The sequence below is a fragment of the Nitrospira sp. genome (assembly GCA_024998565.1).
Classification (GTDB): Bacteria; Nitrospirota; Nitrospiria; order Nitrospirales; family Nitrospiraceae; genus Nitrospira_A.
On sequence record JACOEM010000002.1, the window covers coordinates 167,339 to 189,400 of the forward strand.

The 22,062-nt window shown below is 58.3% G+C and carries 23 protein-coding genes; 20 read left to right on the forward strand and 3 right to left on the reverse strand.

The window, feature by feature from the left end:
- Positions 1 to 22: 22 nt before the first annotated feature.
- Positions 23 to 283, reverse strand: coding sequence for a DUF4321 domain-containing protein (locus H8K11_04500; protein MCS6262995.1), 261 nt, complete (start codon positions 281 to 283; stop codon positions 23 to 25).
- 424 nt (positions 284 to 707) lie between these two features.
- On the opposite strand from H8K11_04500, the gene ffh reads away from it, so the two are divergent.
- The 11 genes from ffh to H8K11_04555 all read left to right on the forward strand — a co-directional run bounded on the left by ffh (position 708) and on the right by H8K11_04555 (position 9,768).
- On the forward strand, positions 708 to 2,057 hold the full coding sequence (gene ffh, locus H8K11_04505) for a signal recognition particle protein (GenBank protein MCS6262996.1): 1,350 nt from the start codon (positions 708 to 710) through the stop codon (positions 2,055 to 2,057).
- Between the two features lie 106 nt (positions 2,058 to 2,163).
- Complete coding sequence (rpsP, locus tag H8K11_04510; GenBank protein ID MCS6262997.1) at positions 2,164 to 2,472, forward strand: 30S ribosomal protein S16; 309 nt, start codon at positions 2,164 to 2,166, stop codon at positions 2,470 to 2,472.
- A gap of 10 nt (positions 2,473 to 2,482) precedes the next feature.
- The gene (gene rimM / locus H8K11_04515) at positions 2,483 to 3,010 is read left to right on the forward strand and encodes a 16S rRNA processing protein RimM (GenBank protein MCS6262998.1); all 528 of its coding nucleotides are present in this window, start codon (positions 2,483 to 2,485) and stop codon (positions 3,008 to 3,010) included.
- 1 nt (position 3,011) lies between these two features.
- The gene (trmD, locus tag H8K11_04520) at positions 3,012 to 3,785 is read left to right on the forward strand and encodes a tRNA (guanosine(37)-N1)-methyltransferase TrmD (protein ID MCS6262999.1); all 774 of its coding nucleotides are present in this window, start codon (positions 3,012 to 3,014) and stop codon (positions 3,783 to 3,785) included.
- Between the two features lie 16 nt (positions 3,786 to 3,801).
- Complete coding sequence (gene rplS / locus H8K11_04525; GenBank protein ID MCS6263000.1) at positions 3,802 to 4,209, forward strand: 50S ribosomal protein L19; 408 nt, start codon at positions 3,802 to 3,804, stop codon at positions 4,207 to 4,209.
- A 252-nt stretch (positions 4,210 to 4,461) separates the two neighbouring features.
- Positions 4,462 to 5,136, forward strand: a complete 675-nt coding sequence (locus H8K11_04530) for a ribonuclease HII (protein MCS6263001.1) — start codon at positions 4,462 to 4,464, stop codon at positions 5,134 to 5,136.
- A 15-nt stretch (positions 5,137 to 5,151) separates the two neighbouring features.
- Positions 5,152 to 5,538 (forward strand): YraN family protein, encoded by a 387-nt coding sequence (locus tag H8K11_04535; protein ID MCS6263002.1) that lies wholly within the window; start codon positions 5,152 to 5,154, stop codon positions 5,536 to 5,538.
- Positions 5,539 to 5,640: 102 nt separating this feature from the next.
- A complete protein-coding gene (gene ftsE / locus H8K11_04540) occupies positions 5,641 to 6,309 on the forward strand; it encodes a cell division ATP-binding protein FtsE (GenBank protein MCS6263003.1) in 669 nt (222 codons plus the stop codon).
- Positions 6,306 to 7,205 (forward strand): ABC transporter permease, encoded by a 900-nt coding sequence (locus H8K11_04545; GenBank protein ID MCS6263004.1) that lies wholly within the window; start codon positions 6,306 to 6,308, stop codon positions 7,203 to 7,205. The genes ftsE and H8K11_04545 overlap by 4 nt, the downstream gene beginning before the upstream one ends.
- Positions 7,202 to 8,392, forward strand: coding sequence for a peptidoglycan DD-metalloendopeptidase family protein (locus H8K11_04550; GenBank protein ID MCS6263005.1), 1,191 nt, complete (start codon positions 7,202 to 7,204; stop codon positions 8,390 to 8,392). The genes H8K11_04545 and H8K11_04550 overlap by 4 nt, the downstream gene beginning before the upstream one ends.
- 26 nt (positions 8,393 to 8,418) lie before the next feature.
- On the forward strand, positions 8,419 to 9,768 hold the full coding sequence (locus H8K11_04555; GenBank protein ID MCS6263006.1) for a S41 family peptidase: 1,350 nt from the start codon (positions 8,419 to 8,421) through the stop codon (positions 9,766 to 9,768).
- Here H8K11_04555 and H8K11_04560 read toward each other — a convergent pair.
- Positions 9,743 to 10,234: a histidinol-phosphatase gene (locus H8K11_04560; GenBank protein MCS6263007.1), complete on the reverse strand. Its 492-nt coding sequence runs from the start codon at positions 10,232 to 10,234 to the stop codon at positions 9,743 to 9,745. The genes H8K11_04555 and H8K11_04560 overlap by 26 nt on opposite strands.
- 127 nt (positions 10,235 to 10,361) lie before the next feature.
- Here H8K11_04560 and thiS point away from each other — a divergent pair, with 127 nt between their 5' ends.
- From thiS to H8K11_04605, 9 genes are all read left to right on the forward strand, one after another.
- On the forward strand, positions 10,362 to 10,568 hold the full coding sequence (gene thiS, locus H8K11_04565; protein ID MCS6263008.1) for a sulfur carrier protein ThiS: 207 nt from the start codon (positions 10,362 to 10,364) through the stop codon (positions 10,566 to 10,568).
- A gap of 8 nt (positions 10,569 to 10,576) precedes the next feature.
- Complete coding sequence (locus tag H8K11_04570) at positions 10,577 to 11,356, forward strand: thiazole synthase (GenBank protein ID MCS6263009.1); 780 nt, start codon at positions 10,577 to 10,579, stop codon at positions 11,354 to 11,356.
- Between the two features lie 128 nt (positions 11,357 to 11,484).
- Positions 11,485 to 12,111, forward strand: coding sequence for a thiamine phosphate synthase (thiE, locus tag H8K11_04575; protein MCS6263010.1), 627 nt, complete (start codon positions 11,485 to 11,487; stop codon positions 12,109 to 12,111).
- Positions 12,112 to 12,325: 214 nt separating this feature from the next.
- Positions 12,326 to 14,002: a proteasome ATPase gene (gene arc / locus H8K11_04580; protein MCS6263011.1), complete on the forward strand. Its 1,677-nt coding sequence runs from the start codon at positions 12,326 to 12,328 to the stop codon at positions 14,000 to 14,002.
- An 11-nt stretch (positions 14,003 to 14,013) separates the two neighbouring features.
- The gene (locus H8K11_04585; protein ID MCS6263012.1) at positions 14,014 to 15,513 is read left to right on the forward strand and encodes a proteasome accessory factor PafA2; all 1,500 of its coding nucleotides are present in this window, start codon (positions 14,014 to 14,016) and stop codon (positions 15,511 to 15,513) included.
- Positions 15,514 to 15,526: 13 nt separating this feature from the next.
- Positions 15,527 to 16,351 carry a proteasome subunit beta gene (prcB, locus tag H8K11_04590; GenBank protein MCS6263013.1) on the forward strand — a complete coding sequence of 275 codons (825 nt, stop codon included), beginning with the start codon at positions 15,527 to 15,529 and terminating at the stop codon, positions 16,349 to 16,351.
- A gap of 3 nt (positions 16,352 to 16,354) precedes the next feature.
- Positions 16,355 to 17,038: a proteasome subunit alpha gene (gene prcA, locus H8K11_04595; protein MCS6263014.1), complete on the forward strand. Its 684-nt coding sequence runs from the start codon at positions 16,355 to 16,357 to the stop codon at positions 17,036 to 17,038.
- 131 nt (positions 17,039 to 17,169) lie between these two features.
- Entirely contained in the window at positions 17,170 to 18,546 is a 1,377-nt protein-coding gene (pafA, locus tag H8K11_04600) for a Pup--protein ligase (protein MCS6263015.1), read from the forward strand.
- A 26-nt stretch (positions 18,547 to 18,572) separates the two neighbouring features.
- Complete coding sequence (locus H8K11_04605; GenBank protein ID MCS6263016.1) at positions 18,573 to 19,559, forward strand: M23 family metallopeptidase; 987 nt, start codon at positions 18,573 to 18,575, stop codon at positions 19,557 to 19,559.
- Between the two features lie 71 nt (positions 19,560 to 19,630).
- Here H8K11_04605 and H8K11_04610 read toward each other — a convergent pair whose 3' ends face one another.
- A complete protein-coding gene (locus H8K11_04610; protein ID MCS6263017.1) occupies positions 19,631 to 22,060 on the reverse strand; it encodes a response regulator in 2,430 nt (809 codons plus the stop codon).
- Positions 22,061 to 22,062 lie beyond the last annotated feature (2 nt).

The following is a 22,062-nucleotide window of genomic DNA, read 5'->3' on the forward strand; positions in this document are numbered from 1 at the left end:
TCCGCCTACTCCAAAAATTCTGCTACATCTGTTTGTAGAGATAGGCCCCGAGAAACATCCCCAACACGCTGAGCAGGCTCACCTTGATGCTGAAGCCGAACGTCAGTTTGAGGAGGACCAGATCGACGGTGAGTGGCGGGTTGATTCCGGGAGAGAAATTGCTGGCAAAGATGTTTTGAATGGCGCCATTCGGGGCCATCACACGAAGTATTTCCCCGAAAATCCCGCCCAGCATTCCGCCGATCAGGATAAAGATCAGCAGCACGCCGATCGATTTTCTCATCCGATATCTCTCCTAGTTCCCGCTGGTCGGGGTGCATGTGTCGACTTGAGGCACCATATCGGAAGCGGAAAATGATGTCAACAAAATGCATGCCAGAGGCCGCTGTAGATGCATGTGGCTGATTGCAAAGCTCCTCTTCTAGAGATGGGTGGGCGCATAGCGGGCACCTTCGGCGCTTGGGCGTGACTCAGGGAGAACGTCCGATCATAGTTCTGATGCAACTGAGTCTGGCGCCCTGTGTCACGTGTCTCAACAGTGGTGCGATGAAACGGTCGGAGGGCATCGCGTGGAATCCCTGCCGAATATCTTGACTTCACGCACACCCCTTCTATAGACTGCCCGATGCTATTTTTTGTGATGTTTTTCGAGGCGATCGGAGCTCTGGCTCGACCCCGGCTTCGATGGCCTTTTTGTTTGGTGACTCGTGCTTGATGCGTTGAGCGAAAAGTTCGAACGAATCCTCAAGAAGCTTCGTGGGCAGGGTGTGCTCACCGAAGACAATATTGCTGAGGCGTTGAAGGAAGTCCGCCTCGCGTTGCTTGAGGCGGACGTCAACTTTAAGGTCGTCAAGGATTTCCTAGACCGCGTTCGCGAGAAGGCGGTCGGGCAGGAAGTCCTGAAAAGCCTGACCCCCGGGCACCAGGTCGTCAAAGTTGTCTGGGACGAGCTCCGCGGCATGATGGGTGGTGAGCGGTCCGGTATCAGTCTCGCCTCAAGGCCCCCGACCATTATTATGATGGTTGGGTTGCAGGGAGCCGGGAAAACGACCACCTCCGGCAAACTCGCCCGCTTGTTTAAGAGCCAGGGGAAGCGCGTGTTACTCGTGGCGGCCGACCCGCGTCGTCCTGCCGCAGGTGATCAGTTGGCCAGCCTCGGGCGTGATCTTGGAATCGATGTACATCGATTCGATCAGATCGATGCCTCACACGCCGATGTGGTGCGGATCTGCCAGCGCGGGGTAGAGCGCGGCCAAGAGCAGGGCTACGATCTGATTGTGCTCGATACCGGCGGTCGGTTGCATGTCGATGATGAATTGATGGCCGAACTCGTGGCAGTCAAGCAGGCGGTGAACCCCCACGAGGTGCTTCTGGTTGCCGATGCCATGACCGGCCAGGATGCGGTCAATATGGCCGGGCAGTTCGATCAGCAGGTCGGCCTCACCGGGGTCATCCTGACGAAAGTCGAGGGCGACGCGCGTGGTGGCGCCGTGCTGTCAATCCGGGCTGTGACCGGCAAGCCGATTAAGTTTCTCGGCATGGGTGAAAAGCTCGACGCCCTGGAGCCGTTCCATCCGGACCGGATGGCATCACGGATTCTCGGGATGGGCGATGTGCTTTCGTTGATCGAGAAGGCGCAGGAGACGTTTTCACGGGAAGAAGCCGAAGCGGCACAAAAGAAACTGACCAGCAGCACTTTTACGCTGGAGGATTTCCGGTCACAACTCGGGCAGATGAATCGGCTGGGCTCGTTCGAGCAGATTCTGGGAATGCTGCCCGGCGGCCAAAAGTTGAAAGATCTCGCGAACAGCGGACTGCCCGAAAAAGAGATGAAGCGGGTTGCGGCCATGATCGACTCCATGACCACGCGTGAGCGGCGCGACCATACGCTGATCAACGGGAGCCGGAAGAAACGGATTGCGCGCGGCAGCGGAACAAGTGTGCAGGAGGTCAACCGCCTGATCAAGCAATTTTTGCAGGCCAGGAAAATTGCCAAGGTCATGTCGGGTGGCGCGGGAGGCCGGCGTCAGTTGGCTCAAATGCTTCGAGGCATGTAGTAGGCCACGAGTGTTTCGAGTGTGTATCGATTCGAGGTGAAGAAGAGAGTCCTAACCGAGCGGACACAGTCTAGGGCTGAACGCTCATTACTCTGAGGAGGTTCTAGTGGCGGTTCATTTACGATTGGCACGGACAGGGCGACATAAGCGGCCGATGTATCGGGTGATTGCGGCCGATTCGCGGAAACCGCGTGATGGGCGCTTTTTGGAGATTCTCGGTATTTTCGATCCGCTCAAGAACCCGGCGGTGCCGGTGTTGAAGTCGGAACGGGTGCTGTCATGGTTGCGGCATGGCGCCCAGCCCACGGTGACCGTTCGGACGCTGTTGAAGCGGCATGGGGTCTGGAAAGAGTTCGAGACCGAAAAGTCCGCAAAGGCGGAGAAGACCGAGAAGAGCGCGAAGAGCAAGAAGTAGCCGGCATCACATGGCGACGCTCGATCAAGAAGAGCTGGTGACTGTTGGAAGGATCGAGCGATCGTTCGGGGTTCGAGGTGAGGCGCGCGTGCGTTCCCTCACGGATGTGCCTGGACGGTTCGAGTCCCTCGGGCAGGTAACGATTCTCGGGCCTGCCGGGAAGACGCTCGATACCCGTGTGACCCACGCGCGGCCCGGCGGGCCGACATGGATCATGGGGTTCGAAGCGTTTACGACCCCTGAGCAGGTCGCCGAGTTTCGTGGAGCCTTCATTCAAGTTCCCCGCGGAGACTCGCCGGCGCTGCCGGCCGATCAATACTATCAATGTGATTTGATCGGGATGGTCGTGCAGGATGAAGCCGGAACCGTACTGGGCTCCTTGGAGGAGGTCGTGGCGATGTCCGGCAACCAGAACTTTCTGGTACGGCAGGATGGGAAGGAAATATTGATTCCCGCCGCGAAGCAAGTCGTGGTTGCGGTCGACGTAGCGGGGCGGGTCATGACGGTGCGGCTACCGGAAGGGTTCGGAGATCTATAAGATGCGGTGTGCCGTTTTGACATTGTTCCCGGATATGGTGGCTCCGGTGCTTGGTCAGAGTATCCTCAAGCGCGCCCAGGAAAAGGGGTTGCTGGAGGTGTCTGTGCAGAACCTGCGCGACCATACCTTCGACCGGCATAAGACCGCGGATGATGTGCCGTATGGCGGGGGGGCCGGGATGGTCATGAAGGCCGAACCGGTGCTCCAGGCCGTCGATGCGCTGCGGGCCCATTATCAGGCTTCTCATCCGGAGACGACGTTGCGGGTGATTATTCCGTCTCCGCAAGGGCGGCCCTTTACGCAGGAACTCGCACAGTCACTAGCGCAGGATGATCGGGTGGTGGTGTTTGTGTGCGGGCATTATGAGGGGATGGATGAGCGCGTCAGGTTGGCGCTGCAACCCGAAGAAATCTCCGTGGGCGATTATGTGTTGACCGGAGGGGAGCTGCCGGCGTTGGTGATGATCGATGCGGCGGCGCGCCTGGTCCCTGGCGTGTTGGGCGATGCGGCGTCGGCGGCCGAGGAATCGTTTACCGAGGGATTGTTGGAGTATCCGCACTACACCAGACCGGCGGAGGTGCGCGGGATGGCGGTTCCGGAGGTACTGGTATCGGGTCACCATGAGGCGATCCGGTTGTGGCGCCGGAAGGAAGCGTTGCGGAACACCTATCTGAAGCGGCCGGATCTCCTGCGGGATCGCGAGCTTGGATCGGAAGATCGACGGTTGTTAAGCGAAGTGATGCAAGAGAGTCTTGTACAGGTACCTGTTCGTTGAGAGGAGGAGAAGGACTATGAATCGGCTAGAACGGATCCAACGATCCTTAACCAAGAAGACGACGCCCAAGTTCGAGATCGGGGATACTGTTCGTGTCCACGTGAAGGTGGTCGAGGGTGAAAAAGAGCGTATCCAGGTGTATGAGGGGACGGTCATCGCCAGGAAAGGCACGCTCAATAGCGAAACCTTCACTGTGCGCAAGCTGTCCTACAACGTCGGCGTTGAGCGGACCTTCCCCATCCACTCGCCCAATGTGGCCAAGGTTGATGTCGTCCGTCAAGGTCGCGTTCGTCGAGCCAAGCTCTACTATCTGCGCACTAAGAAGGGTAAGTTCGCCAAGGTGGAAGATCGCGAATTTAAGGTCGAGAGCAAGGCACAGTCGGCGGCCAAGCTTGAGGCGGCAGCAGCAGCCGCAAAGGCTTAGCAGGTTGCAGAAAAGCTTTTTTCGCCCCTGTAGTCGTCAGATGCTTCGAGATGTCAGGCGAAAATGAACGGTCACACAGAATGCTCAAAAAGGCCGTCCAGCAAGGCCGCAGCGAGTGAAGGGCCGACGCGTACCCTCTGGGTACGTTGAGGGTCTGAACGATGCGAGAACGCTGCTGGCGGACTTTTTCAGCATCCTGCTGGTTGATCGTTTGTGCTGTGTTCCGCTTGAGACCAGGACAGAGGCGCACGTTTGGCTGGTACTCCGAACCCGACGACAGGGGGCCCCACCGAAGAGTTTGAGGTGGAGGCTCGGTGTCGCGGGTACCGGCATATAGCCGGGCTGGATGAGGCCGGGCGTGGACCTCTTGCCGGTCCTGTCGTCGCGGCTGCTGTGGTGTTGCCGCGCCGATGCAGCCTACCCGGACTCAATGATTCCAAGCAGGTCGGCGAGTCAGACCGAGTTCGGCTGTTTGCCGAAATCGTTCGCCGGGCAACCGGCGTCGGCATTGGCGCTGCGACGGAGGCGGAGATCGATCAGTTGAATATCCTTCACGCAACCCGGTTGGCGATGCGGCGTGCTCTGGAGGCATTGCCGCTCCAACCGGACTTTTTGCTGTTGGATGCCGTCACTCTTTCCGGGCTCTCAATTCCACAACGTTCGATCATCAAGGGTGATGGCCTCTCCTGCTCCATTGCGGCCGCCTCGATTATCGCCAAGGTGACGCGCGACCGGTTGATGGTTGAGTACCACCGTTGGTATCCCCAATATAATTTCGCCGAGCATAAAGGGTACGGGACTCCGGAGCATCTCCGTCTGCTCCGGGAGCACGGGCCCTGTGCGATTCATCGCCGGAGTTTTGCTCCTGTGCAGCATCTCTTTGTCGGCGATGCTCGAAAACTGTGTTCCGCTGTCGACCAGGTCTGAGGGCCCGCTGGACCGATGCGCGACCGACGCCGATTGCTAGGGGATGAGGGAGAGGGGCGAGCGGAGGCCTATCTGCGACGCCAGGGGTTTCGAATTCTTGGACGGAATGTGCGCTCCCCATTGGGTGAACTTGACCTGGTTGCCGATGACCAGGGGGTGCTGGTGTTTGTCGAGGTCAAACGGCGGCGGACCGGGACCTACGGCGGTGCGATTGAAGCGGTGGATGCCCGCAAACGTGCCAAATTGATTCAGCTCGCGGCGCAGTACCTGGCGCAACACCGCATTCATGATCGTGCGTGCCGATTTGATGTCGTCTTGATACAGGATGATTCCGGGACGGCTGAACCCGTGCAGCATATTGCGAATGCATTCGACGTCGCGGGGGATGATCTGCGATGGTAGGATGGGAATCGCACTCCTGATTCATCCGGTCACTGTGTGCCGTGCCGGGCGGCGGGGGCCCGAGAAGTCACTCCGATCCGGCGGCTGCTCTTGTCACCATCCATGATTCAACTTTTTCACGTCTCAAAATATTACGACCGCCGTTTGGCGCTGTCCGATGTGACGCTTGAAATCGAGAAGGGCGAGTTCGTGCTCTTGATGGGACCGAGCGGCGCCGGAAAATCGACATTGTTGAAATTGCTGATCGGTGCAGAGCGCCCCGAGGAAGGACAGATCCTGGTGCAGGGCCGTAGTTTGTCCAAATTGCGACCGTCTGAAATTCCCTTACTGCGTCGAAAGATCGGTGTGGTGCTGCAGGATTTCCGACTATTGCCCAAGAAAACCGTGTTCGACAATGTGTCGTTGCCCCTGTTGGTGCAGGGGGCCTCGACTGTCGAAATCAGGCGGAAAGTGACGGACGCATTACGGTCGGTCGGGCTGGATCACAAGAAGGATCTCTTTCCCCCCGGCCTCTCTACCGGCGAGCAACAACGGATCTGCATCGCTCGTGCGATCGTCAATGGGCCCATCATGCTGCTGGCCGATGAACCGACGGGAAATCTGGATCCGGAGCTGACCAGCGAAATCATCGAACTCTTCAAGTCGATCAACGCTCGGGGCACGACGATCATCGTGGCAACGCACGATCCCAATGTCTTGGCGCAGGTCAATCGGCGTGTGATCATATTGGACCAGGGCAAGGTTGTCTCGCGGGAACAGGTGTGTTCGTGAGGCGGCTGCTATATCTGCTGCGGGAAGCAGTCGCCAACGTGCTGACCAATCGAACGACCACGGTGGTGGCGGTGGCCACCACGGCGTTCACGTTCGCCTGTGTCGGAGTGTTTCTGCTGCTCTATGTGAATTTGAAGACGCTGGCTTCCTCGCTTGAGCAGGACATCCAGGTTATGGTGTACCTGCAGGACGACCTGACGGAGCAGACGAGAAGCGAGATCGAACTGCAACTGAAGGCCGATCGTGCCGTCGGGTCGTTGACCTTCGTGTCCAAGGAACGGGCGTTGGCTGATTTCCAGAGTCAGTTTCCGGCCGAGTCCCATCTGCTGCAGGGACTCGGGCAGAATCCGCTGCCGGCCTCATTTGTCGTGACGCTTGCGGTGGAGTCCCGTTCATCGGATGCGATGCGGCGGTGGGCCAATCGCGCCCAGTCGATCCCCGGAGTGGCGCAGGTGCAATACAATCAGGAATGGGTCGAGGCCTTGGCCGGCATTGTCCGGTATATCGAGGTGGCGGCCATCATCGTCGGCCTGATTTTATCGGCGGCGTCGGTCACGATCATCGCGAACACGATCCGCTTGGCGCTGTATTCACGCCGGGAGGAAATAGAAATTCTAGGGTTGATCGGGGCGAGTACGACCTTTATCCGCGTGCCCTATTTGCTCGAAGGTGCGGCGCTCGGCTTGCTCGGCAGTGCTCTCTCGCTGGTGATCCTCAAAGCCGGGTTTGAGTTGTTTCGCCACGAAATCCGGTCTGCCAGCCGGTTTCTGGGCGTGGATGCGCTGCTGACATTTTTCCCCTTCCAAATGTGTGTGGTGCTCGTCTGTGTGGGGCTCTTTCTCGGTTGTGCCGGCAGCTTTCTCTCGTTGCTCCGGTTTGGAGAGGGACGGGCATGAAGTGGGCACGATGGGGATGTGTCGTGGCAGCGGTTCACCTGGTCTTGTGGACGGTTCCGACCTGGGCGGAGCGCAAGGATTCCTACGCAGACAAGATCGAGCAGGAAAAGAAGACGCTGGAAAAGCTGCGTGGCACCATTGTCGAGAAGCGCAAAAAGGCGGATGAGGCGGAAAAGAAACGGGAGTCGGTTCTGCAGGGATTGCAGTCTTTAGACGAACGCCTGGTGCGCTACCGGCAGGAACATCAAGACGTCGTCAAGAAGCTTAAGAAGAAGGATGTGGAAATCGAACAGATGAGCGTGCAGTTGAGCCGTCTGTCGGAACGTATCGATGAACGGCAGGATGCCATCGCCGCCCGCTTGCGCGTTCAATACGTCGAGGGACGGTTTTGGCACCTGCGAACGCTGTTGGCGGCCAGTTCCTCCGGAGACTTTCAGCGGCGGTTTCAATATCTCTCGGCTGTGACACAGCGAGAGTATGAGATCATGGAAACCTACCGGAAAGACGCCGAGCGGATTGCCGATGTCGAGCGGAGTCGAGAAGAGGCGCGTCAGGGCATCCTCGCCTACAAGGCCAGCACCGAGGAAAAGCTGGCTCAGATCCAAGGGTTGAAAAAACAGAAACGGGTGTATCTCGCTAAAATCACTCAAGAAAAGGAGTCGCATGACCGGGCCGTCGAGGAGCTGGAGCGGTCTGCCAGCCGGGTCGACAGCTTGCTGAAGGAACTGGAAACCAGACGTCGGGCGGCGCTGGCGGCGCGTCCACCCTCCGCGACAGGAGGCCTCCGCGCGTTACGTGGGACGCTGCTCTGGCCGACTGAAGGGCAAGTGGTGTCTTACTTCGGACGGCAGAAGCATCCGACCTTCAATACCTACATCCAGCGAAAAGGGATTGAGATTCGCGCTGCGGAAGGGAGTAATATACGGTCGGTGCTTGCCGGCCAGGTTGTCTACGCGGACTGGTTGAAAGGCTACGGACTCGTTATAATCATGGATCATGCAAACGGAGTCTTTTCGTTGTATGCCCATGCGTCGAAAATATTGACGTCGGTCGGAGCCCGGATCGAAGCCGGAGAAGCGATCGGTGAAACGGGCGACACGGGCATGACGGGTGAGAATACGCTCTATTTTGAGTTGCGCGAGGGAGCGGAACCGGTGGATCCCCTCGTGTGGCTGTCGAAGCGATAGGCCTCGGAAGGAAGGAAACCTACGTTATGGAACAGCGGCGAAGCCGACGGTGGTTATATCTTTTGCTGATGGTGACGGTAGCCCTGGGTATCGGCATTGTGCTGGAAAAGGGATTGGAGCGGACCGGCCACGCCTCCGAGACCTATGAAGAACTGCGGACCTTCTCCGAGGTCTTGACCCAGGTGCAGAAGCACTACGTCGACGATACAAAGGTGAAAGACCTCGTACAGGGTGCGATTCGCGGGATGCTCTCCACGTTGGATCCGCACTCGGCCTATATGACGCCTGAGATGTACAAGGAAATGCAGGTCGAAACGAAAGGCGAATTCGGTGGGGTCGGGATTCAGATCGGTGTGAAGGAGAACCGCCTTGCCGTCATCTCCCCGATCGAAGGCACGCCTGCGCATCGAGCCGGGATCAAGGCCGGTGATTTCATTACCAAGGTGAACGACGAACCCACAAAGGATTTGACGCTGATGGATGCGGTGCAGAAAATGCGCGGCCCCAAAGGCACCAAGGTGAACCTCACGATCCAGCGGGACGGCACGGCGGACCCGCTGGCGTTTTCATTGGTGCGGGACACCATCAAGATCGAAAGCGTGAAGTTCAAGGTGCTCGACAATACCATTGGGTATGTGCGTTTGACGCAGTTCCAGGAAGCCACGGGACGGGACCTCAGCCGGGCGCTCAAGCAGTTCAAGGAGCAGAAGGTTCAGGGGACGATTCTCGACTTGCGGAACAATCCCGGTGGCCTGTTGACGGCGGCCGTCGATGTGTCCGAACAGTTTGTGGGGAACGGGAAGCTGATCGTCTATACCAAAGGTCGTGAGGGGAAGAAAGATGAGTGGTTCTCCAAGACCAAGGAGACGCTGGAAGATTCGCCGATGATCATCCTGGTGAACGAAGGGTCGGCTAGCGCGTCGGAGATTGTGGCTGGTGCGTTGCAGGATTGGGGAAGGGCCGTCATTGTCGGGACCACGTCGTTCGGCAAGGGATCCGTCCAGACGATTCTGCCGCTGGGTGACGGGTCGGGACTCCGGCTCACGACTGCCAAGTACTACACGCCGAAGGGGCGCTCGATTCAGTCCACAGGCATCACTCCGGACATTGTGGTCAAACTGCAAACGCAGACCGTCGCAAAGGCCGGCGAGAAAGACGGAAAAGAGTCTGAACCGAAGACGGCCAAAGCGCCTGCAGCCGGAAAGGATCCATCGCCTTCGGCCAAGCCGGGTGATGAGCCTGCGCACAAGAATGGCGCCGTGTCGGCCGGGGATGGGGCCGGGGATATTTCGCTGGATGATGACGTGCAGCTTCAGAAGGCCGTTGAGCTGTTGAAGACCTGGAAGATCTTTAAGGAGCTGCGGCCGGCGGCGTAGTCGGCACGGTTCCGATCCGTTCGCGGATGGCGGCGAGCAGCGTGTCTTCCGACCCGGAAAAACCTGGTTGTGTTCGTAAGAGATGGGACGCAACCAGGCTTTCCAGGTCGGCCAATGTGCGGATGTTCAGCCGGAAATATAAGTAACTCACCAGGGCATCGGAGAAGCCCGGCAACGAAGCCCAGCCGGCCACTTCCTCCGGCAACGGAGTCTTTAGTTCCTCATACGCGCGAATCGTTCCTGTCGTCAGAAACTCTTCAATCTTCACTGCCAAGTCCCGACCGATTCCGGGAATCTCCTGAAGCTGATGGCGTGCGGCCAGATCGGCCAGGTCTCCCGTAACCCCCAGAATCGAATCAGCCGCTTTCCGATACGCGCGGACACGATAGGGATTGGCGCGTTGGCTGGCCAGCAGGTTGGCCATCGCACGAAAGATCTGCGCAAGTTGATGGGTACGGTCGTCCATAGTCGTGTGTCGGCGCGTTTCATCTACATTGTGCGAGTATCGAATCCCAAACGGCAAGGTCTTACGGGGCTTGGTTGACAACCGGTTTTCCCGTTTCATAGGATGATCTGAATAATTGAGGTGCGCAGTGATCATTCACGTGAACGGTGAATCTCGTGGAATCGGCGATGGGCAGACGGTGGCAGCGTTGTTGCACGAGTTGGAGATCCGCGCCGATCGCGTCGCCGTCGAATTGAATTTGGAGATTCTGGATCGCAAGGATTTTGAGACCCGCGGCCTCCGCGAGGGGGATCGCGTGGAGATATTGAGTTTTATTGGTGGCGGAGCGAGGTAACCACATTTATGGATACGATCAACGATCGCTTAGTGATTGCCGGCCGGGAATTTAAGTCCCGCCTCTGGGTGGGGACCGGTAAGTATAAAGACTTTGTCGAGACCAAGAAGGCCATCGATGCCTCTGGTGCGGACGTGGTGACGGTGGCGGTTCGTCGAGTGAATATCACGGATCGGTCCAAGGAAAATCTCCTGGATTATCTCGATCCCAAAAAATACATCATTCTGCCGAACACCGCCGGTTGTTACACGGTGGAAGATGCCGTCCGGTATGCCCGGTTGGCTCGCGCCGCCGGCGTGTCCGATCTGGTGAAACTCGAAGTGCTGGGTGATGAAAAGACGCTGTTCCCGGATACTGCGGGATTGATCGAGGCGGCCAAGATCCTCATCAAAGAAGGGTTCATCGTCCTGCCCTATACCAACGATGACCCGATCGTTGCCAAGAAGCTAGTGGACATCGGCTGTCCCGCGGTGATGCCGCTCGCGGCTCCGATCGGCTCAGGGCTCGGGATCCGTAATCCGTACAATCTCAAGATCATCATGGAAACGGTCAAGGTGCCCATCATTGTGGACGCCGGAGTCGGAACGGCATCCGATGCCGCGCTGGCGATGGAATATGGAGCGGATGCGGTGCTGATGAACACCGCCATCGCCGGCGCGCAGGACCCCATCGCGATGGCCGAGGCCATGAAGTATGGTGTCTGGGCCGGACGACTGGCTTATAAGGCCGGACGTATTCCGCGCAAGCTCTACGCGACAGCCAGCAGCCCGATCGAAGGCATGCTCTAAATTCAGAGATGCGTCATTGGCAGGCGTCGGGGAGCCGGGCTGAGTTCCTGTGTGAGTGATGAACCGGCTCCTATCTTTTGATCGCTCGCATTCGACCGGCATCGTTCAGCGTCCAGAATATTCCCCGAATGCTTTCCGTCGATTTCCGTCTGTATTTAGTCACTGATCGTCAACAAACCGCCGGCCGGTCGCTGGTGTCGGTCGTCGGCCGCGCGGTGAGTGCCGGTGTGCGCGCGGTTCAGTTGCGCGAACGTGATCTCCCGATCCGAGAGCTGCTCTCTCTATCGCTCGACCTGCAGCGCGAGTTGTCGGACATTCAGCTGTTCATCAATGACCGTGTGGATCTGGCGGTGGCACTGGGGTGCCGGGGGGTCCATTTGCGCGAGAGCAGTTTGCCGGCTCCAGTGGTGCGCACGCTGGTGAGGCCCTCGCAGTTGTTGGGGCTGTCCGTTCACTCCATTCAGGGGGCCGTGGCGGCAGAGCGGGACGGCGCGGATTTTGTGGTGTTGGGTCCGATTTATGACACGCCGTCGAAGCGGGAGTATGGGGCGCCGCTGGGTCTCCGGGTCCTCGAGCAGGCTGCGCGTGCGGTCACCATTCCGATTTTTGCCATCGGAGGGATGACGGACTCGCGCACACGTGAGGTGCTACAGGCGGGAGCATTCGGTGTGGCTGTGTTGTCTTCGATCCTGAACGCGTCGAATGTCGAAGCCGCGACCGAGAAATTTCTTGCGGCGATCGAGTGCGAATCATGAACGTGCCGCAGCTGCATCGGTGGCTGCTGCTGTTGACCACCCCATAGGCGGGTGATAGAATCCGAAACAGTGTTGATGACCGTCACTGACAGGGATTGAAACTGATCCAACGAGTGGGGCGATGGCCGAATCAAAAGGGAGTTCAGGCCGACTCCGGTCCTTCCGTGATTCCGTCAAGCGCCTGACCAAGTCACTTTCTGACGGAGATGGAGTCGTGACGCACAAGAACGACGAACAGGCCCGCGAGGTTGAAAAACTTCGCATCCAAATCCAGTCCATGGAGGAGGAGATACGGCGGCTCTACCAGTCACGCTACCAGCTCGAACAAACGACGAAGCAGAACGAGAAGCTCGTCGCGACTCTCCAAGAAGCCAAATCTCAAATCGAAACGTTGCGGGCCGAAGTCGAGAAGCTGACGGCTCCGCCCTCGACCTACGGGATTTTCTCCAGCCTCGACACCGATGGTACGGGAAATGTCTACGTATCCGGCCGTAAGATGAAGGTCAGTCTTCATCCCTCCATCAAAGCGAAATCGCTCCGCAAAGGGCAGGAGGTCATCCTCAACGAAGCCCTCAACGTCATCGAAGTGCGTGGATTCGATGTGCAGGGCGAAGTCGTTCGTTTGAAGGATGTGCTGGAGGGGAATCGGGCGCTGGTGACGCTGCACTTCGATGAAGAAAAAGTCGCGGAGCTCGGCGAGCCATTGCTCAGCGAGCGTCTCAGTGTCGGCGATCATCTGTTATACGATCCGCGGTCCGGGTGCGTCATCGAAAAGCTGCCGAAATCGGAAGCCGAGGAACTGGTGCTCGAAGAAGTCCCCGATGTGGACTACGAACATATCGGCGGACTCCAGAAAGAAATCGAGCAAGTCCGTGATGCGGTGGAGTTACCCTTTCTGTATCCGCACATTTTTGCGAACTACAAACTCAGCGCCCCGAAGGGCGTGTTGCTCTATGGCCCGCCGGGTTGCGGCAAGACGTTGATCGCCAAGGCCGTGGCCAGTTCGATCGCCAAGAAACTAGGGCATCTCAAAGACAAACAGCTGCGCAGCTACTTCCTTCATGTGAAGGGGCCTGAGCTGCTGAATAAGTATGTCGGCGAGTCTGAGCGGCAGGTGCGTGAGGTATTCAAGAAAGCCAAGGAACGCGCCGACGACGGTCATCCCGTGATTGTGTTTTTCGACGAGATGGACGCATTGTTCCGCACTCGCGGCACCGGCATCTCCTCCGACATCGAATCGACCATCGTGCCGCAGTTTCTCTCGGAGATCGACGGTGTGGAGCGTCTGACCAATGTCATCGTCATCGGCGCGAGCAACCGGCAGGACTTGATCGATCCGGCCGTGCTCCGCGCGGGTCGTCTCGATGTGAAGGTGAAGGTCGGTCGTCCGGACGCCACGGCGGCCCGGGATATTTTCTCCAAGTACGTCTCGACCGATTTGCCGTTTGCCGAGGACGATCTGAAGCGGCATGGCGGGGATGCCCGGGCACTTGTGGATTCCCTCATGAACATGACCGTCGATGCCATGTATGCGACGACGGACGAAAACAAGTTCATTGAAGTGACCTATGCGAACGGCGAGAAGGAAGTGTTGTACTTCAAGGATTTCGCCAGCGGCGCGTTGATCGAGGGCATCGTGTCGCGTGCCAAGAAATTCGCCGTGAAGCGGGCGATTGCGCAAGAAGGAGCCGGTCTGCGGGCCGAGGATCTGATCCGTGCGATCCGTGAAGAATTTAAAGAGCACGAAGACTTGCCCAACACCACGAATCCGGACGATTGGGCCAAGGTCGCCGGCAAGAAAGGCGAGAAGATTGTCCACCTCCGGACGATCAGCGGCGGGCCTGCAGAGGCGCGCCAAATCGAAACGGTCAACACCGGTCACTACCTGTAGCGCGATATTTCATGAGCGACAATCCTACGCACAATCCGTCCCGTGTCATCGGCACGGAGACCGAATTCGGCATCGCCAGTCGTGACCCGAATGCGGCCGATCCGGTGGCCAACTCCATTCACCTCATCGGCTACTACCCGAATCTTCCGGCTCCGCATGCGGTGTGGGACTACGAGAACGAAAATCCCCTGCTGGATGCGCGCGGGTTTGAGGTCGACGGTGAGCGGGAACGGCCGGGACCTGATTACAATCGGCAACTCAATAAGGTCCTGGCCAACGGTGGTCGTCTCTATGTCGATGGCGCGCATCCTGAATATTCCACGCCTGAGTGTCTCAATGCGAGGGAAGTCGTGGCGTTCGAGCGCGTCGGTGAACGCATTGTCGCGCAGGCCCTGGAAGGGATTACCAAGGCGCGCGGGCGTGACCAGTTCGTGTTGTATAAGAATAATTCAGACGGTAAGGGCAACAGCTATGGGTACCACGAGAATTATCTCGTGTCGCGGGCGGTGCCATTTGAACGCATCACCCAGGTCCTCACGCCGTTCTTTGTGACGCGGTCGATTTATGCCGGGTCCGGCAAGGTCGGCGCGGAAAACCAGACCAGCCCCGTCGATTATCAGATTTCGCAGCGGGCGGATTTTTTCGAAACGCTCGTGGATCTGAACACGATGGTTCGGCGGCCGATCATCAATACGCGCGACGAACCGCATTCTGATTCGGCGAAGTACCGGCGGCTCCATGTGATCGTCGGAGACGCCAATATGGCCGAGGTATCGACCTATCTGAAGGTCGGGACCCTCTCGATTGTGTTGGAGTTGCTCGAGGCCGGCGCCGACCTTCCTCGAATCAGCCTGGCAGATCCGGTGAATGCCATCAAGCAGGTCTCCCGGGATGTGCAGGTGAAGGAGAGTTTGAAGCTCAGTGACGGGAGCTCATCCACTGCGATCGCCGTGCAGCGAGCGTACCTCAAGGCCGCCCAGAGCTATTATGCCTGCCACGAGCTCAATCAGGTGACGAAGGACGTGCTGGTGCGGTGGGAAGATGTGCTCGATCGCCTGGAACGGGATCCTCGGTCATTAGTGCGTGAGTTGGATTGGGTCGCCAAGCGGTACCTGATCGAGTCCTATATGGAACGCAAATCCTGTGGTTGGGACGATCCGCGCGTTCGTCTGATGGATTTCCAATACCATGATGTCCGTCCGGACAAGGGACTGTATTACACCCTGGAACGGAATCATCGAATTGAGCGGGTGGTGTTGGATCATGAGATTGCGAGGGCGGAATTCAATCCGCCGGTTGGGACCAGGGCTTACTTTAGGGGCCAGTGCGTCAAGAAGTACCCGAATGTCGTCTACGGGGCGAGTTGGACGTCCGTGCTGTTCGATACCGGACAGAACAAGATCAAGAGAATCCCCTTGATGGATCCCCTGCGGGGAACCGAAGCGCTCACGGGGGAGTTGCTGGCGCAAGCAGAAACGGCGTCTGCCCTACTCGCTAAACTTTCGACCTGACTGCGACCATTGAATGAAACATTCTGCCTTCCTTCCATATCACGAGGGGTCCAGCTTCTTCGACTTCCTCACTCAGCATCATCCTGAATTAAGACCCGGTTTGAGTGAGATCGCCCTGCAGCGCGCCGCGCCTCCCGTGGATTTCGGCCGACCAGGAACGATCCCGGTGCCGCATGGGACGACGGTCCTGGCGTTGAAATATCGGGATGGGGCCATTATTGCCGGTGATCGACGCGCGACCGAGGGATTTCAGATCGCCGACCGGCGGATTGAAAAGGTCTTCCGCATCGACGACTATTCCGCGATGGCGATCGCGGGGGCGGCGGGGCCGTGTATCGAGATGGCCAAATTGTTTCAGACGGAGCTTGAGCATTACGAGAAGCTCGAAGGCGTGCAGTTGTCCTGTGAGGGGAAGGCCAACAAGCTGGGGCAGATGGTGAAGGCCAACCTTCCGATGGTATTTCAGGGACTGGTCGTCATGCCGCTTTACGTTGGATACGATCTCAAGCGGAACGAAGGCCGCATTTTTAAGTACGACATTACTGGGGGGCGCTACGAAGAGTCCGACCACCATTCCATCGGCTCCGGCGGCAAGGACGCCCGCAACACGATGCGTGAGCATTATCGATCCGGTCTCCAGGAAGAAGAGGCGCTGCGGGTCGGGCTGTTGGCCCTCTACAATGCGGCGGATGAGGATGTGGGGACCGGCGGGCCTGATTTAGTCCGCGGTATTTATCCGACAGCGAAGATCGTCAGTAGCGCCGGTATCATTGATGTGCCTGAAGATCGGGTGCGTGCCTTGTTCGAAACCATGATCGCAGAGCGAAGGAGAGCCTAGCCGATGCCGTTGCCCTACTACGTCTCGCCTGAACAAATGATGCAGGACAAGGCGGAGTACGCCAAAAAAGGCATCGCCAAAGGACGCTCCATCATTGCCCTGGAGTATGTCGACGGAATTTTGCTGGCGGCGGACAATCCCAGTTCCTCCTTGCATAAAGTGTCGGAGGTCTATGACCGGATCGCGTTTGCCGGAGCCGGCAAATATAGCGAATTCGAGCATCTCCGGAAGGCCGGCATTCGCCATGCCGATCTGACGGGGTACATGTACAGCCGGGAAGACGTGAGCGCGCGGACCTTGTCCAATGCCTACTCGCAGAGTCTGGGGACGGCCTTCAGTACGGACGTCAAGCCGCTGGAAGTCGAAATTCTTGTCGTGCAGGTCGGTGTGAACGGTCAGGCGAATGAGATCTTCCGCATTTCATTCGACGGCAGCATCGTGGATGAAAAGAATCTCGCGGTGATCGGGGGACGATCGGAAGCCGTTCAGCAATATCTGCGGGAACATGCGACACCGCAGCCACCCACGCTGAAGGATGGGCTCCGGCGTTGCCTGGCCGCATTGGAGCAGATCGCCACTCAAAAGATCCCTTCAGAAAATCTCGAAGTCGCCGTGCTGGACCGGAACCGCCTTGGGCGGAAGTTCAAACGGTTGAGCAGTGCCGATATCTCCCAGCTCTTCGCCTGACACGCCCTCCCACGCAACTGCGCCCTTATCCGCTTCCGGTCGGGGATGCACGGTTCATTGCCGGGCATCTGTTGAAGCCTCACCCGCCGCGGTGTATCCTGAGAGAAGCGGATTCGAGGAAACGTCTCTCCATGCAGCAACGTATCTTCGGTTTAGAAAACGAGTACGGCCTGATTTTTTCTCCGAACGGGAAGATTTATCTCCCGATGGAGAAAGTGTTGGGCTATATCTTCGAAGGCCTCATTCCGAACAGCTGGCCGTCGAATGCCTTTCTGGTCAACGGCGCGCGCTTTTATCAGGATACCGGCTGCCATCCCGAGTACTCCACGCCGGAGTGCGACAACATCCTCGATCTCGTCATCCACGATAAGGCGGGCGAGCGCTTGCTGGAAGCCTGTTTGCCGGCGGCGGAAGAGCGCCTTCGGGAAGAGGGCCTCTCCGGCGAAATCTATATTTTCAAGAACAACACCGATTCACTCGGGAATACCTACGGGTGCCATGAAAATTATCTCATGCGCCGGGACGTGGATTTCTGGAAAGTCACCGAGCAGCTCATTCCGTTTTTTGTGACCCGGCAGATCTATTCCGGCGCCGGCAAGGTCCTGAAAGTCTCCGGCAAGCCGCAGTATTTCATCTCCCAACGTGCCCAGCATATTCATGAAAAGACTTCCTCCTCGACGACCTCGTCACGGAGTATCATCAACACCCGCGACGAGCCCCACGCCGATGCGGAGAAATATCGGCGGCTCCACATCATTGTGGGCGACTCCAATATGTCGGAGTATGCGACGTATTTGAAAGTCGGCACGGCCACGTTGGTGCTCTCGATGATCGAAGCCGGGTATTCGGTCAGCGGGATGGAACTCGAAGATCCTGTCAAAGCCATCCGCGAAATTTCCCGCGACCCGACCCTTAACAAGAAGGTCAAGCTGGACGACGGCCGGCAGATGACGGCCATCGAGATCCAGCGGGTCTACGTCAAGCGCGCCAAAGAGTTTCTGGCAGAGCAGGAGCACGATCCGGTGTTGGACGACGTGTGGGAGAAGTGGGTGTCGGTGTTGGATCGTCTGGAAGAAGATCCGATGCAACTCGTGCACGAGGTCGATTGGGTGATGAAAAAGCATCTGATTCAGTCGTACACCGACAAGAAGGATTGCGGCTGGGATGACCCCCGGGTGTTTCTGCTGGATTTGCAATTTCATGACGTGAAACGAACCCGCGGACTGTATTATTTGATGGAGAATCGGGGAATGGCCTCGCGGGTGGTGGAGGAGGAAGCGGTGCAACGGGCGATGTCCGTGCCGCCTCAGACCACGCGCGCAAAAGTTCGCGGCGATTTTATTCGCTTCGCGCGGGCCAAGAACCGATCGTACACGGTCGACTGGACGTATTTGAAGTTGAACGGGTACTGGGAAGAGACCATTCTCTGTATGGATCCGTTTAGCGCGGTGAACCGACGAGTCGAAGAATTGTTGTCACAAGTGTCCGGCGCGCGATTGTATCGATGACAGAGGGGCAGAGACGAGACAAGACCATGTCGTTCATGGATCGCTTTCTCATCATTTCGGTCGTGCTGCTGACGAGTGTGTTTCCCGTCGAGCTCTTTCCGAACACGGGGCCGGTTCCTCGTGGCGGCGACGGGCAATTCAGCGGCAAGCAGGGCCAGGTGGTCCTCATCCACGTGCCGGATATCAAGGATGCGGCCAGCGTCAAAGGCCAGTTCCTTGGGCGCAAGGTGACGCTCTTTCCGGACCCTTCTTCCGGCGGCGGTGTCGGGTACATCGGTTTACTGGGTATCGATTTGCAGGATGAGCCCGGTGCGCATGAGCTCACGATCGATGCCCAATTGGGTGAGCAAACGCGCCATTTTTCCTATCAGGTGTTGGTGCTGAAGGAGAAGTTCTCCGTCGAACATCTGAAGTTGCCGAAAGACAAAGTCGATCTCGACGAGACAGCAGCTGCGCGCTGGAAGGCCGAACAGGAGCAGGTTCGCAAGGCGTTGGCTGAGGAGTCTGCCATGCGGCTCTGGCAGGCCGGGTTCATCGAACCGGTCCATGGTAAGCGGACAGGAATTTTCGGCAGTGTTCGTATCATGAACGGTCAAGCCAGAAACCCGCACAACGGAGAAGATATCGGCGCGCCGATGGGCACCGACGTGATGGCCAGCAATGACGGTGTCGTCCGGCTGATTGTGGACCATATCTTTTCAGGCCGCGGCATCTTTGTGGACCACGGTCTGGGCCTGTACTCGATGTACTTTCACCTCTCCGACGTGCTGGTGAAGGAAGGTGACTTAGTCAAGGCCGGGCAGATCATCGGCAAAGTCGGCGCCACCGGTCGCGCTACCGGTCCGCATCTTCATTGGGGCATGAAGGTCAATGGCGCCCGCGTGAACCCCTACGCGCTGCTCGAATTACCCTTTCCCCAGAACCCTGCCGTTGCACGACCTGTGTTGGCCGCCCCGACGCATCCCGCACAGGTCGAATCAAGCGCCCCCGCAGTCGGCGGAGATACGCGATAACGCGACCCGCTGCCGACGTGCCGTCCCATCTGGTGGCGGAGCGATTCTCAGGATCCGTGAGCCGTTTCTACTCAGGTCTGTTTGGACAACGTTGGATCAAGCGCGGCGCTCACTGCCTTTATGAGCGAGTCGGGGGTATAGGGCTTGGGCAGAAATGTGGTCCGTGCATCAAGCTGTTCCAGCCTCGATCCCTCGCGATCTGAATAGCCTGAGGTGAGGATGATGTTGATCTCCGGTTGCAGCGTCCGGAGTTCGGCGGCGAGTTGTATCCCACCCATGCCGGGCATCACCATATCGCTAACCAAGAGTGAGATTTTTCCTCCCCGTTGGCGAACCAGCTGGAGCGCTTCCTCGCCGGTTCGTGCGGCCACTACCGTATGATGTTGTCCGGCCAGCACCGTCTGTGCCAGGCCTCGCACCATGTCGTTGTCCTCGACCAGGAGAATAGTTTCCGACTGTTCAATGATGTTCCTGGGTTGAGCGGCGGGGCGGGGCGACTCGGAATCCTCCTCAATACACGGCAGATAGATCGTAAATGTGGTGCCGTGCCCAGGCTCGCTCTCAATTCCAACGGTCCCTCCGCTCTGCCGGACGATTCCGTAGACCGTGGACAATCCGAGGCCGGTGCCTTTGCCCAGCTCCTTCGTGGTGAAAAACGGCTCAAACACGTGAGCGACCGTGTCGGCATCCATCCCGCATCCTGTGTCCCGGACGGCCAGCGTGACGTACGGGCCAGGGGGGAGCGGATCGGGCCAGAGCGGGTCGGAGTGCGCAATTGACACCGATTTTGTCTCCACGTCCAGGCGGCCTCCCTGCGGCATCGCATCACGAGCGTTGACCACCAAATTCATCACGACCTGTTCGATTTGACCCGGATCCGCCTTGACTCGTCCAAGCGCAGGATCCAAGGTGAGGGCGAGTTGAATGTCTTCGCCGATGACACGTTTCATGAGCTCGACGATGTCGGTTACCCGGTCGTTCAGGTTGAGCGGTTGGCGTTCCACAATCTGGTGACGCGTGAAGGCCAACAATTGCCGGGTAAGAACAGTGGCTTTATTGCCGGCCTCCCTGATTTGTGCCATGCCGCGCTGCGTCCGGGTGGTTTGTCCCGGTTCATCCGTCAAGAGCTCAGCCCAGCTATTGATAATCGTCAGAAGATTGTTGAAGTCGTGTGCAATTCCGCCGGCCATGCGTCCCAGGGCTTCCATTTTCTGCGCCTGGCGAAGCTGGCGTTCGAGATCCTTTCGGTGCAGGAATTGAGAGATCATGGCTCCCAACTCGGAAGCGCGTTCCAATCGAGGCGAGCTGGGCCGCAGCCGTTCGCAGGTGAGAAATTCCATGATCCCCAGGATCTCTTTCCCTGTGTGAATGGGGAACGCGATTCCTCCGTGGAGGTGGGCTTCTTGCGCCGCCTGAAGGATCGGACCGTCGGCCTCGTTGAGAATATCCGGGCAGAGAGTGGCAGCCCCTGTCTTCCAGACCCGGCCAGCCAAACCGGCTCCCTGTCGCAGGTTAAGTCCCCGATAGATTCGGGCGAAGTTCTCGGCAGGGAGGCCCGGTTGATGCCACAGGGCATTGCAGTGCAAGGTCTTGTCTTGTGAATGCACCAGCCACAATGCGCCCAGTGTCCAGCTTTGGAGCTCGCACATGGTGCGAAGAATTGTAGGGATCGCTTCACCGAGAGAGGCGGATTCCTCAAGGGCGAGGCCGACCGCGAGTTGAACGGCATGCATCGTTTCGGCTTGCCGTCGTTCGGTGATATCGGCCTTGGCGCCGATCATGCGGTAGGGGCGGCCCTCGTGGTCACGGAGCACATACCCGTGATCGATGACATAGGCAAAGGTGCCGTCGGCTCGACGAAATCGATATTCGGCTGTCCACAGGTTCTGGTCCGACTGGAGCACTTGAGCGAGGTTGGCGAGGACTGCGGCCTGATCCTCGGGATGAATCTGCTCGGCCCAGGGAATGTGACCTCGCCGGAGATTCGCAGGGGCCGGACCATACACCGATAGGTGGGCCTCGTTGAACCACGTCACGCCGGACGTGATCTCCCAGTCCCAGATGCCGTCGCGGGTGGCGAGGCAGGTCAGATGGAAGCGCTCCTCGCTTTTCCGCAGCGCTTGTTCGACGCGGTGCCGGCCCATGGCATAACGGATGGCGCGTCGGAGCGCGTCCCCCGTCAGCCGGCCTTTCACGAGATAGTCCTGTGCGCCGTGCAGAAGAGATTTCTCAGCCACCACGTCGTTATCCAGGCCTGTGAGCACGATGACCGGCGCGTCATGCGCTTGAGCCCGCACCCGATCGAGCGTCTCCAGGCCTTGGCTATCCGGAAGCGACAGGTCGACCAGGACGGCATCCACCGGGCATTCCGCCAGTTTTTTTATGCCCGTTTGGAGTCTGTCCGCCCAGTTGAGTGTAACAGCGTCCGTCGACCGTTCGCAGAGCGCCTGTTGGATCAGCTCGGCATCATCTTCGTTGTCCTCGATGAGCAACACATGCATGT